Genomic DNA, 13038 nt, shown 5'->3' with positions numbered 1-13038 from the left:
CATCGGGCTATTTCCGGTTTCCTAGCAGGCATATTTTCTTCTCTATGTGCTTATCAACTCTGTCAGAAGAATAAGCCAAAAATTCATGTCGTTAGAAATTTAGCTTATCCGTAACTAGGGTTAAATAGTAAAATGTTAGTCACGATATAATCCCTCCCAACCTCCCTTTAAAAAAGGGAGGAGCTCTGCTATTTGAAAAAAGTTAATGAAATATAGAGAGAGTTGGGGAGGATTTACGATTGAATCGCCGTGCCATAAGCAAACACTTCGACCATCCCGCCTTGCATGCCCAGTTCAGTGGTACTCAATCGCAAGCCCATAATATGGGTTGCGCCCATTTTTTCAGCTTCCAGTTTTAAACGCACAATGGCTTCACGTCGCGCACGTTCAACTACACTTTCATAACTGGTTAAACGGCCACCAAAAAAGTTCTCAATATTGGCAATCACATATTTAAAATAGTCATGGGAAATGACCACATTGCTATTGACCAGTTGCCCGGGATGCGAAGACGTTTTAAAGCGGCTATTATCCAGGGTGATATAAGCCAAACGCTGTTCTTGCTTATCCAGTTCAGTAAAATGTTTTTTTTCCGCGCGACGGCCAAATCCCCAGCCAATAGTAAATAAAACCAAAAAGATAATGATTTTTAATAGAAAAGCATCCATGACTTAACCTTGAGTCGGGAAGGGATCAGGAAGTTTGGTCGCATTTGGTTCCACAAGCACTGCAGTTCCATAAACAAAAAGTTCAGAAGCACCCGGGGCAATATTGGAAGTTGAAAAACGGATACCCACCACAGCGTTTGCACCGATTGATTTGGCTTTTTCAATCATACGGCTCATGGCTTCCTGGCGTGATTCTTCAAGTAATTCTGTATATGCGGTCAGTTCACCACCGACTATATTTTTTAAGCTGGCAAGCAGGTCGCGTCCAACATGCTTGCTGCGTACAGTGCTGCCATACACCACATCAATTTGACGGGTAATGGTATGTCCCGGAACAGATTCTAGATTACTTAAAAGCATTTTTTGATATTCAAATAAGAGAGGTTGTAGTGAAGATAGGAAATCAGGCTTTAAAAAGCAATAAAAAAGCCTGCATAGCGCAGGCTTTTTAACAACGCTAAAAAGTTATTCAGCGCTGTTTGCAGCTTTACGTTCAGCAGTAGATGCTGGCTGTTGAACCGCATCACCGGTGTTGGCTTTAATACCGCCACCGAGTGTTTTATAGACTTCAACCTGATTGTTCATGTTGGCTTGTTCAAGCAACAATAAACCTTGCTCAGCAGCATAAGACGCACGTTGCGCATCCAATACCGTCAAGTAACTGTCAATACCGGCACGGAAGCGGGCATTAGAAAGTCGGTAGGTGGTATTGGTTGCATCAACCAAACGGCGTTGTGCAGCCAAGCGGTCACCAATATTTTGACGTACTGCCAAGGCATCATTCACTTCGCGGAAAGCGGACTGAATTGATTTTTCATAGTCAGATAAGGCAATTTGCTGATCTGTTTCTGAAATCTTGATGTTGGCTTTGCGTGTACCCCAATCGAAGATTGGAAGATCAATACTTGGACCAATTGACCAGACAAATCCACCTGATTTAAACAGGTCACTTAAGCTGGTTGAAGCATAGCCTGCATTACCGGTCAAACTGATGGTCGGGAACAAGCGTGCTTTAGCCGCAGCAATATTTGCACCCGCTGCAGAAAGTTTGTATTCAGCAGCACGTACATCAGGACGGTTATTCAGCAGATCACTTGGTAGGCCAGCACTAAAGGCATTGCTTTTGCTAATACGGGTTACACGTTGAGTCGGTAACAAGTTTGCAGGAACTGCTTGACCTACCAGCAGGTTAAGCAAGTTCTGTGCTTGAGCAATTTGAGTCTTGTAATTTGCAACATCGTTACGCGCAGTTTCTACAGAAATCTGTGCCTGACGAACAGGCAGTTCACTGTCGATACCGACATCAAAACGTTTTTTGTTGAGGTTATAAGACTCAAGTTGTGCTTTTAATGTTTGATCTGCAAGTTTTAAATTTGCATTTGCAAACGAGTAGTTTAACCATGCTTGAGCAACCTGACCGACCAGCGCAATTTGAGTGGCATCACGTGCGCTTGACGTTGCTAAATACGTATCTAAAGCATTGTCTTTTAAGCTGCGAACACGACCCCAAAAGTCCAGCTCATAGGCAGTTACACCCAGACCAACATTGTAGCTGGTCATGGCACCAGTGTTGAGCGTGTCCTGACGAAGCACGCTGCCACTGGCACCAATGGTTGGAAGCTGGTTGTTCTGGGTAATTTGGTACTGTTGCTGCGCACGTTGAATATTCAATGCCGAAGTACGCAAATCACGGTTATTGGCTAATGCCAGATCAAGCACTTGTAATAAGCGTTGATCGGCAAAAAAGTCTTTATAACCTTGCTCAGCAATTGAAGGACCAGAAGCGGAGGTTAAATAACCTTGTTCTGGAATATTCGCTTGAGCTACGGGCTCTGGGCCACGCATGCTTTGACAAGCTGTCAAAGCAAGCGCAAGTGCAGATACCGCAATGCTACGACCTGAAATAGACCATACCTTTTGCATCACGATGCTTGCTCCTGATTATTTGTTTTTTTAGGTTTAAATTTAAAGATACTTCGAATCCAGACATAGAACACAGGAATAAAGAAGATACCCAATAACGTCGAACTGATTACGCCACCCAGTACACCATAACCGACCGAGTGTTGGCTACCTGCGCCCGCACCCGAAGCAAGGGCAAGAGGAAGTACACCAAAACCGAAGGCTAAAGTGGTCATGATGATTGGACGTAAACGCATTTTTGCTGCATGAAGGGTTGCTTCAAGTAAAGGCTCGCCTTTATCTTCTTGCAGTTCCTTGGCGAATTCTACAATCAAGATCGCATTTTTTGCAGCCAAACCGATGACGGCAATAATCGCAACCTGGAAGTAAATATTATTCGACAGGTTTGGATCTTTAAACAGAACCATACCCAAGAAAGTCAGACCCACTGCACCAACAATACCGAGTGGAATGACCAGCATGACTGAGAATGGAATTGACCAGCTCTCGTACAATGCGGCAAGACACAGGAACACGATCAGCATGGAAAGACCATAAAGCCCCATGGTTTGTGAGCCAGATTCACGTTCTTCTAAAGATAGACCTGTCCACTCATAGTCAAAGCCCTGCATGCCCATTTGTGGAAGTTTCGCAATGATTTCTTCCATTGCCAGCATCGCATCACCCGAGCTGACACCCGGAGCAGGCGTACCTTGAATGTTGACCGATGCAATACCGTTATAACGTTCAAGACGTGGCGAACCGTAAGTCCATTCACCTGTGGCAAATGCCGAGAATGGAACCATTTGACCAGAGTTGCTGCGTACGTACCATTTGTTTAAATCTTCCGGCATCATGCGTGCATCAGGAACGGCTTGAACATACACTTTCTTCACACGATCACGGTCGATAAAGTCATTAATGTATGAACCACCCCAAGCAATGCTCATGGTGCTGTTGATTTCAGAAATGCTGACGCCCATAGCGCTGGCTTTTTCATTATCGACATAGATTTTGTACTGTGGCGTATCTTCCTGACCGTTCGGACGCACACCCGCAAGGCGTTTGTCTTGCGCAGCCATACCCAGGATCATGTTACGTGCAGTGATGAGTTTTTCATGACCATTACCCGCAGCATCTTTTAACTGCAAGTTAAAGCCGGCAGAAACACCCAGTTCTGGCATTGCAGGAAGCTGCAATGGCATGACATAAGATGCATCTTTAGCAATTACGTTTAACGCCATACCACGTTGGATAATTGAACCAATCTGTGCTTCAGGTGTGGTACGTTCGCTCCAGTCTTTTAACTTAATGAAAGCCAGACCGGCATTTTGACCTACACCGGTAAATGAGAAACCTGCGACACTGAATACAGAGTCGACATTGGCTTTTTCACCTTCCATAAAGAAGCCAGTCATTTGATCAATGACTTTCTCGGTACGATCAAGGGTTGCATTCGGTGGAAGCTGAACCAGAGTCATGACCACGCCTTGGTCTTCATCTGGCAAGAATGAACTCGGCAAGCTTTTAAACAGGAATAACAAGCCTGCGATTACAACTGCGTAAATTACACCTGCAATGATTTTATGAATCAGCAGTTTTCCGACCCATTTTTGGTAGCCACTCGACATGCGGTCAAAGCTATAGTTAAACCAGCGGAAGAAGCGGGCAAAAACACTGTTGCTTTGTGGCTTGTCTTTTTCATGCTGTTTCAGCAAGGTCGCACACAGGGCAGGGGTAAAAGTCAAGGCTACAATCAGTGACAGAATCATGGCGGTCACTAGGGTAATCGAGAACTGACGATAAATTACCCCGGTGGTTCCGCTAAAGAACGCCATTGGGACGAACACTGCAGACAATACAGTTGTAATACCAATTAATGCACCAGAGATCTGACTCATCGACTTTTCAGTCGCTTCCACAGGATCAAGGTGTTCTTCCGCCATAATCCGTTCAACATTTTCGACCACAACAATCGCATCATCCACCAGAAGACCGATGGCAAGTACCATGGCAAACATGGTGAGCGTGTTAATGGAGAAGCCGAACAGGTTGATAATCGCGAATGTACCCAATACCACCACAGGCACAGCCATGGTTGGAATAAGCGTTGCACGCCAGTTCTGCAAGAACAGGAACATGACAATGAAGACCAGAATAATCGCTTCAACCAAGGTCTTAACCACACTTTCAATTGAAAGTTTGATAAACGGAGTCGTATCAAAGGCCAACTGATCTTTTAAACCACTTGGATAGTTTTTACGAAGTTGTACCAAGCGTTCTTCTACAGCAGTCGCTGTGTCTAATGCATTTGCACCAGTGGCCAATTTAATCGCTACACCGCCAGCAGGCTTACCATTGAATTTAGAGGTGAACTGATAGTTGTCCGAACCTAATTCAACTTTAGCAACATCACCAACAGTGACTTTTGCACCAGTACCGACATTTTTCAAGAAAATGTTTTTGAACTGTTCAGGCGTTTGTAAAAGACTTTGTGCGTTTACAGTTGCATTCAGTACTTGACCTTCAACAGCAGGCGCACCACCGAGTTGACCCACAGCGACTTGCGCATTTTGAGTACGTAAGGCAGCAACCACATCACTTGGAGTGAGTTGATAACTGCTGAGTTTTGCAGGATCTAACCAGATACGCATGGCATATGAACCACCAAATACCTGTACTTCACCCACACCCGCTACACGGCTAAGCGGTTCAGAAATATTTGAGTTCACATAGTCTTTAATGTCGGCATCCGTCAGTTCACCATTTGGCGAATAGAATGCAAGTACTTGTAGAAAGCTCGCACCTGATTTAGTGACTTTTACACCCTGACGTTGTACATCTTCAGGAAGTAACGCAGTCGCCGACTGTAATTTGTTCTGGACTTGAACTTGAGCAATATCGGGATCGATCCCTTGTTCAAAGTTCAAAGCAATCGATGCTTGACCGTTACCCGCACTATTTGAAGAAATATAGCGTAAACCGTCAAGACCGTTCATTTGCTGCTCAATGATCTGAGTCACTGTATTGGCTACAGTTTCAGCAGATGCACCTGGATAAGTTGCAGCAATGGTCACGGTTGGTGGAGCAATGGTCGGATATTGTGCAATCGGCATTTTGCTGAGGGTTAAAATACCCGCCAGCATAATCACCAATGCAATCACCCATGCAAAGATCGGACGATGAATAAAAAAATGAGCCATTTAGTCTACCCCTTATGTATTTGAAGTAGATTTTTGTTCAGTTTTTGGTTGTGCTTGCTGAGCAGGTTGAGCTGCTTTATTTGCTTCTGCTGCAGGTTGACCCGCACCTTGAGGCGCAGCAGCTTGAGGTTGGTAAGGTTTAGCAACCACAGTTGCACCTTCTTTAACTTTGGCAATACCATCAACAATCACTTTCTCACCTGTCTGTAAACCTTGAGTCACAATCCAGTCTTTACCTTGAACACCAGCAGTTTCAACAGGGCGTGTTTCAACAGTACCTTTGGCATTCACGATCATCGCAATCGCTTGACCAGTCGGAGTACGGGTAATCGCTGCTTGAGGAATCAAGATGGCATTTGGAATCACACCTTGTACAATTTTAGCAGTGGCATACATACCCGGAAGCAATAAATGATTCGGGTTCGGGAACACAGCACGTAAAGTCACGGTACCTGTTTCCGGATTTACACTTGCATCAGAAAATGCAAGACGACCTTCAACAGGGTAGTCGCTACCATCTTCAAGCTTAAGTTTGACTTTGGTGTTGTTACTGCTGTCTAAACTGCCTTGGCTCAATTGCTGACGTAAACGCAATAATTCAGCACTAGACTGGTTAATGTCGATATAGATTGGATCCAAACGCTGAACAGTCACTAATGGATCTGCTTGACTAGCAGTCACTAAAGCACCCACAGTCACTGTTGAACGGTTGGTTTGACCTGAAATAGGCGAACGAACTGTTGAGTAACCGAGGTTGATTTCTGCATTTTTGAGTTCAGCTTGTGTTGCAGCAACATCAGCTTCAGCCAGTTTTACCTGTGCAGCAATATCATCATATTCTTGTTTTGAAATGGCATTGCTGCCGACAAGTTGACGATAACGTCCTTCTTTCACGCGTAATACGTTCAAGTTGGCTTGTTGACGGTTGAGTGCAGCACGTGCGCTATCGACGCCAGCACGATTGGTGCGTGAGTCAATTTCATACAATGCCTGACCTTCACGAACATAACTGCCTTCGGTAAATAGACGTTTGAGAATCACACCACTGGTTTGTGGACGGACTTCAGAAATTTCAAATGCCGTGGTACGACCTGAAAGTTCTACCGATTGCTCTACGCTTTGTGGTTGAGCAACAATGACACCGACTTCAGTCGGTGGCATTTTTTGGGCTGCTGCAGCTTGCTGCGCATCCTTTGGATCTTTGCTACAACCAACAAGTGCAATACTTGTTGCTAATGCGCAAGCGGTAAGGGCAGGTGCCCATAGCTTTGCAGACATCATTGTTCCACCTCGATTAGATTTTTATCTAAAAATTAATTTGTTTTCGCTCTACTGAATTTGGCGTACAGCAGATAAAGTAGTGTGATCCAAATAAAACTTATGCTCCAACCTGCCAAGACATCAGAGGGGAAATGTACCCCAAGGTAAACCCTTGAAATTCCCATGATAAACAACCATATAAAAGCACACAGGCAAATGAGTTGGTGCTTTGGATGTCTGAGACTTAGATAAATTGCAAGACAACCCAGAGTAGCTGCATAAACACTATGCGCACTGGGAAACGAAGCACCGTAGCTTTGAACCAGGTGATACATTTCGGGTGGGCGAGGTCTTGAAATTATATATTTGAGCAGCCAAACCGTGGCAATGCTTCCTATAAGCCCTAAACTTGTAAAAATAATATTTGTGTATTTTTTATACCATAATTGGTGTAAATACCAGATTGCGGTTAAAAATAGCACAAATGGCATGCCGCCTAGAGCTGAAAGTGTGATAGATATCGTATTCAAATACGGTGTACGATGCTGGCTCATCCATTCAACCGTTGCTAAATCGAACTGGTTAAGGGATGGGATAAAAAGCATTAATACACTGAAAATAAATAAAAAAAATCCTACACCAAGCAATAGGTACGGCATGTAAGGAACCTTTGTTATCTTAGTCGATTGGAGTATGACTAATGAATGATTAAAGTGTACTCATCAGTACACTTTATTTCAAGTGTGTGTAAATTATGCTAATTTCTTTTTTACCGATTTTTTAACGTGAAGTAAAACAAAAATAACCAATTACTTATAAGCCGATTTTTGTGATGGCAAGGATTCATCCACTTCTAATGGAATTTTTGGTGGCCAAAAAAAGTCACTCGGACGGGTTAAGAAATGGGTCAGCACCAGTTTGGCTAATGGCTTCCATTGTTCAAAACGAACCCGGCGTGCGCGTAATGCCACAATAATGGTCAGACTAAAACTTACAAATAAGTTGGTCAGGCCAATCAACAACACCCCTAAAAACGATACAAAAATCAGGCCAACTTCTGGAGTACCGTTAATATTGATCAAGCCTTGAATAAAGTTGGCTGAAGCAAATGCAATGTGTCGAATATCGAGTGGAAGACCCAAAATAAAACCAATGGTTCCCATGCTTCCGAGCATAATTCCGAATAAGAAGTTCCCTGCTAACGCCCCTAAATTCCGTTCAATATATGCAGCAAAATGATTTAAGCGTTCTTGACCTAATAACCGCTTTAAACGGGTATGGGCCTGTAAGCGTGGACCCACTTTGCGGTACACCGCCATATTGTCAAAATAACCTGCGATCAAGCCAGAGAAAAACAGACAAACACCGGCAATCGCAGCATGAGGAATAGCCAGTGAGGTAAATGGATTCAATGCGTGTAAGGTTGTGGTCGCCTTGGCATGGGACAGCAATGGTTCATCCATTCCGTATTGCCAGAGCAGGGTAATCACGGCAGCAGTAGGAATGGCAATCGAGATATTGCCGAGAATGGCAATAAACTGGGTTCGGATAATATTAATAATCAGTGCGGCAAGTTCAGCAATTTGTGCAGTTTTAGAGCCTTTTTGATGCTGTACTGTGGCTGCAAGTGCAGCTGCCGTCATGGCAGGTTGTTTGGTCGCAACGGTGAAATGCAGCACGTGAATCAACATGAAACCGAGTGAATAGTTCATGCTAAAGATAAATGCCTGCATCAAGGGAGCCATGACCAGACGCGCAGCCAGAATCTTGAAGGTTGCCATGGTGGCAATAATGACGCCCGCACCAGCAGCTGCCTTGTACATCGACCAAAAACCTTTTTTGTCGGTACTTACATAATGCTCACCGGTTTTACTGGCATTTTCGGTCACTTGTAAGGCAATTAATTCACTGTTATTTGCAAGTAAAGAACGAACACTCCGTTCACTATAAATGGCGGAGGTAATATCGACCAGTAAGGCACTTATTGATTCATAAAGAACTTTATTTTCTTCAACAATTAAGTTGATTAACAGTTCGATCCGATCCAGACATTGTTCCAGAAGGGATAATAAATAAGTCAGACTGATACTCACGCCAGTGCGTTTAATGGCACGACGAATTTTTGAAGCCACATCCCGACATTGCTCAATCATCACCAAGGCTTGTGAGGCATCCGGTGGTGCAATGACTGCCAGAGGATCGGTATTTTGATGCAGCTTTTTATAATGCTGAATGAATTCGACAATTTCACGGTTCTGAACCAGAAAAGGCGATTCGTATTCAGTTAACTCAGGTTGTGCATTGATAAATTCAGGATACAGTCCAATCCCACTGATCCGGTAAGATAGCACTGTAATGGCTTTGATCAGCTCATTGTTAATTTTAAGCTTTTCAGCTTGATTGCCGTGACCTTGATTGAGCAAGGCAAATAACTTTTGCCAATCTTCATTAGAAATGCTGTCCAGCCAATATTTATCACTACGTTGATAAAAGACGCAACGGACTAGATCTTGCAGTTGGCTTTCGTCATTAATCAGCGGTAAAAAATGAGCGCCTATGCGTTGTGCGAGCTGATTCCAAAAACCATCGAGAGATAAAATACCGGTATCGGCATACAAACTGGTCTGTTTGTATTGGCTAATCAGTTTTAAGATAAAACTTTGTAAGGTAGAAACTGCATCGGGTGTAATCAGCAGTGCTTGGATGAGCGCACGAAATTTGCAGTTAATTTCTTCAGTATTGGTTGAATCGCTTGGTCGAATTCGGTTAACCAGTTCAATTAACAGTGAGTCATCAAGAGCAGCTTGATGAGATTCAAGCTGCTCCTGCATTTTTAAAAATAGATCATTAAAATTTATATGCATAGGCGAGGGTTAAGTCTATTTTTTTCAACATCCATTATTGAATTCGGTTTAAGGCAAGTTGGGTCAGGTTAATCAGTGCTTGGCGATATTCACTATGCGGCAGCGCATCTAAAGCCTGCAGTGCAGATTCAGTTTCTTCAGTGGCACGTTGGCGGCAGTAATCCAGTGCACCACAATTTTGCACAATGTCAATGACACGTTCTAATTGGGTTGTACCGCCGGTTGCAATACTGCGGCGAACAATTTCATGATCTTCATCGGTGGTTTTTTGCAGTGCAGAGATTAATGGCAAAGTGGGTTTCCCTTCCATTAGATCATCACCAATATTTTTACCTAATGTTTCAGCATCTGAAGTGTAGTCTAAAATATCGTCAATAATCTGGAAGGCATTGCCAAAGTGACCGGCAAAAATTCGTAATGGCTCACGGTATTGCGGTGTGCCTGATAAAATGGCAGCGCCTTCAGTGGCCAGTTCAAACAAACGCGAAGTTTTACCGTGAATAATATCGAGGTAAGTCTGTTCTGTGGTTTCAGGCTGATGTTGTGCTTGAAGTTGTAGAACTTCACCTTCAGCAATTTCACAGGTTCCTGTCGAGAAATCTTTGAGTAAGGTCATATCGTTTAAATCGACCAATAAATCAAAAGCACGCGAAATTAGAAAGTCACCGACTAAAACGGCAGTCTGGTTATTCCAAGTAGCATTTGCTGTTGGACGACCACGACGCAAGCCTGATTCATCGACCACATCATCATGTACAAGGGTCGCAGTGTGTAGCATTTCAATAATAGCCGCCAATTTACGCTGACGTTCTATATCTTCTGCGCCACAGGCTTTTGCTGCCAATAAACACATAATCGGGCGCATACGTTTACCACCCGCTTCAACCACGTGTTTACTGACTGCCATGACTAAGGCAACTTTTGAAGTAATCCCTTCATTAATAAAAGTATCCATCGCAGCAAAGTCTGAAGCAACAGGAGCGAGAATGTCTTGCTTAAAGTCGATGGCCATGTGAAGAGAAACCTCTAAAAATTGAATTGCTTATTCTATAGTGTAACAACTATATCTGATGTTATAGCTAAGATCTTAATATAGTTGCTTAAAACCTGATTAAGCAAATGGTTTTAAGTGTGTGATAATTCTAACAACTCACCCTATATGTGACTGGGTTGGCATTTCGTGGCTTATAGTAGCGAATTGATTTTAAAAATCTATTTCATTTTATAAAATCCAAGATTGCGATGTAAAAACTAATTTATTTTTTAGATTTTGATTGTTTATAAAATAAACATTCGCTCAGCGCAAAAAAAACGCTAAAATGGCTTGTCGTTTGATTTATTATCACTTAATATGTTTGCCCTTGTATATACCCCAGTGGCGCTCGTATTAAGATCGGTATATTCCTTTATCGGCACGACGACACGGGCATGTTTGGAGTACATTATGTACGCAGTAATCCAAAGCGGTGGTAAACAACACCGTGTTGTTGAGGGTGAAACCCTTAAAGTAGAATTGTTGAAAGCTGAAACTGGTACAACTATTACGTTTGATGACGTATTAATGCTTGTAAACGGCGAAAGCATTCAAATTGGTGCTCCAGTTGTTGCTGGTGCTACAGTAACTGCTGAAGTAGTTAGCCACGGTCGTCACGACAAAATCCGTATTGTTAAAATGCGTCGTCGTAAACATTACCGTAAACAACAAGGTCACCGTCAATGGTTTACCGAGTTGAAAATTACTGCTATTTCAGGCTAATTACGAGGATTATGAAACATGGCTACTAAAAAAGCTGGTGGATCGACACGTAACGGTCGTGACTCGAACCCTAAAATGTTAGGTGTTAAAATGTACGGTGGTCAATCTGTGACTGCTGGTAACATTATTGTTCGTCAACGTGGTACAGAATTCCACGCTGGTACAAACGTAGGTATGGGCCGTGACCATACTTTATTTGCTACCGCTGACGGCGTGATCAAATTCGAAGTGAAAGGCCAATTTGGTCGTCGCTACGTATCTGTTGAAGCGTAAGCTTTAATAGAAAAAAACCCACATCTGATGTGGGTTTTTTTATGCTTGTAAATGGGTCAAAAACAATCTGAGTTCTTCATCATGATGTAGAAAAATCTACATTGAGCATTAATAACAATACAAAACTTCTTATTTTCTCAATTATTAGGAATAAAAATTGGTTTAAGATGGGACATTGAAGAAATTGCGATACAGCAAATAAAAAGGTGATGAGATGAAAATGCTTCGTAAAACCCTATGTGCTATGACATTAGGTGCAGCAACGCTTGCACCGGTAATAAGTACTACTGTTTTTGCTGCGCCTGTTGCAGCATCGGAGCAACAAGCAACGAATAATTTGGTTAAACAGTTAAGCAATATCCGTAGTTTGTCAGCAAATTTTGAACAAACCACAAAAGCGACTTCTGGTAGTAAAGTGGCTCAGAAAAAAGGCTTAACCGGACAACACATGAATCAAACCTTTAAAGGGGTGATGAAGGTTGCTCGTCCTGGTAAGTTTTTCTGGGAAACCACCAGTCCGTCAAAACAGACCATTGTGACTTCGGGTAAAACCGTCTGGATTTATGACCCTGATTTGCAACAAGCTGTTCGTCAAAGTCTGGATGATCAAGTAGCGAATACGCCAGCTTTGTTATTGTCGGGTAATACCAGTCAGATTATGAAGTCATACCGTGTGACGCAACCGGATAAAGGCAAGACTTATTACACCTTGCTTCCTAAAGATCGTGATGGCGCATTCCAAAGCCTGACCATTAGTTTTGGTGTCAACAAAGCGCCAAGTTTAATGATTTTGGAAGATTCACTCGGTCAAACCACTTATGTTCGATTTAATAACGTGAAATTGAATCCTTCAATTCCAGCATCAACCTTCAACTTCACACCGCCTAAAGGCACCGATATTATTGATCAATAATGAATTGATTTATAATTATTAAATGAAGTCGTAAAGTTTATTCAAAAGCAGTCATACGTGACTGCTTTTTTAGTTTATATTCTGCTAAAAATATAGTGATGCTTTTATAGGCAAAGTGCCATTATGTAAAAATAGTTCTAAGTTGCAGAATAAGTGTTACAACTCAAAATACATAAAGACAAGAATTCAGTGATCAGAA

The 13038-nt window shown here is 42.7% G+C and carries 11 protein-coding genes and 1 pseudogene; 4 read left to right on the top strand and 8 right to left on the bottom strand.

Annotated features, from left to right (window positions below; all coding sequences use genetic code 11):
- A pseudogene (locus HLH16_RS12040) lies at positions 1-114 on the top strand (IS982 family transposase); the annotation flags it as partial.
- 119 nt (positions 115-233) lie between these two features.
- On the opposite strand, the gene HLH16_RS12035 reads toward HLH16_RS12040, so the two are convergent.
- The 8 genes from HLH16_RS12035 to sdsA all read right to left on the bottom strand — a co-directional run bounded on the left by HLH16_RS12035 (position 234) and on the right by sdsA (position 10909).
- The gene (locus HLH16_RS12035; protein WP_171529495.1) at positions 234-668 is read right to left on the bottom strand and encodes a YbjQ family protein; all 435 of its coding nucleotides are present in this window, start codon (positions 666-668) and stop codon (positions 234-236) included.
- A 3-nt stretch (positions 669-671) separates the two neighbouring features.
- On the bottom strand, positions 672-1028 hold the full coding sequence (locus tag HLH16_RS12030) for a YbjQ family protein (RefSeq protein ID WP_171529494.1): 357 nt from the start codon (positions 1026-1028) through the stop codon (positions 672-674).
- A gap of 105 nt (positions 1029-1133) precedes the next feature.
- A complete protein-coding gene (gene adeK / locus HLH16_RS12025) occupies positions 1134-2591 on the bottom strand; it encodes a multidrug efflux RND transporter AdeIJK outer membrane channel subunit AdeK (RefSeq protein WP_171529499.1) in 1458 nt (485 codons plus the stop codon).
- Positions 2591-5773, bottom strand: a complete 3183-nt coding sequence (locus HLH16_RS12020) for an efflux RND transporter permease subunit (protein ID WP_171529493.1) — start codon at positions 5771-5773, stop codon at positions 2591-2593. The genes adeK and HLH16_RS12020 overlap by 1 nt, the downstream gene beginning before the upstream one ends.
- Before the next feature lie 12 nt (positions 5774-5785).
- Complete coding sequence (locus HLH16_RS12015) at positions 5786-7054, bottom strand: efflux RND transporter periplasmic adaptor subunit (RefSeq protein ID WP_171529492.1); 1269 nt, start codon at positions 7052-7054, stop codon at positions 5786-5788.
- A 32-nt stretch (positions 7055-7086) separates the two neighbouring features.
- Positions 7087-7692, bottom strand: a complete 606-nt coding sequence (locus tag HLH16_RS12010) for a phosphatase PAP2 family protein (RefSeq protein WP_171529491.1) — start codon at positions 7690-7692, stop codon at positions 7087-7089.
- Between the two features lie 150 nt (positions 7693-7842).
- Positions 7843-9897, bottom strand: coding sequence for a site-specific recombinase (locus tag HLH16_RS12005; RefSeq protein ID WP_171529490.1), 2055 nt, complete (start codon positions 9895-9897; stop codon positions 7843-7845).
- Positions 9898-9931: 34 nt separating this feature from the next.
- Positions 9932-10909, bottom strand: coding sequence for an All-trans-nonaprenyl-diphosphate synthase (gene sdsA / locus HLH16_RS12000; protein WP_171529489.1), 978 nt, complete (start codon positions 10907-10909; stop codon positions 9932-9934).
- A gap of 432 nt (positions 10910-11341) precedes the next feature.
- On the opposite strand from sdsA, the gene rplU reads away from it, so the two are divergent.
- The 3 genes from rplU to lolA all read left to right on the top strand — a co-directional run bounded on the left by rplU (position 11342) and on the right by lolA (position 12839).
- Positions 11342-11653 carry a 50S ribosomal protein L21 gene (rplU, locus tag HLH16_RS11995; protein ID WP_086196864.1) on the top strand — a complete coding sequence of 104 codons (312 nt, stop codon included), beginning with the start codon at positions 11342-11344 and terminating at the stop codon, positions 11651-11653.
- An 18-nt stretch (positions 11654-11671) separates the two neighbouring features.
- Positions 11672-11926, top strand: coding sequence for a 50S ribosomal protein L27 (gene rpmA, locus HLH16_RS11990; RefSeq protein ID WP_067723977.1), 255 nt, complete (start codon positions 11672-11674; stop codon positions 11924-11926).
- 214 nt (positions 11927-12140) lie between these two features.
- A complete protein-coding gene (lolA, locus tag HLH16_RS11985; RefSeq protein ID WP_131288860.1) occupies positions 12141-12839 on the top strand; it encodes an outer membrane lipoprotein periplasmic chaperone LolA in 699 nt (232 codons plus the stop codon).
- Positions 12840-13038: the final 199 nt, after the last annotated feature.

This window comes from Acinetobacter sp. ANC 5378, from assembly GCF_013004315.1.
Taxonomy (GTDB): domain Bacteria; phylum Pseudomonadota; class Gammaproteobacteria; order Pseudomonadales; family Moraxellaceae; genus Acinetobacter.
Note: the sequence above shows the minus strand (reverse complement) of the source record. Positions and strands in the feature narration are given on the sequence as shown.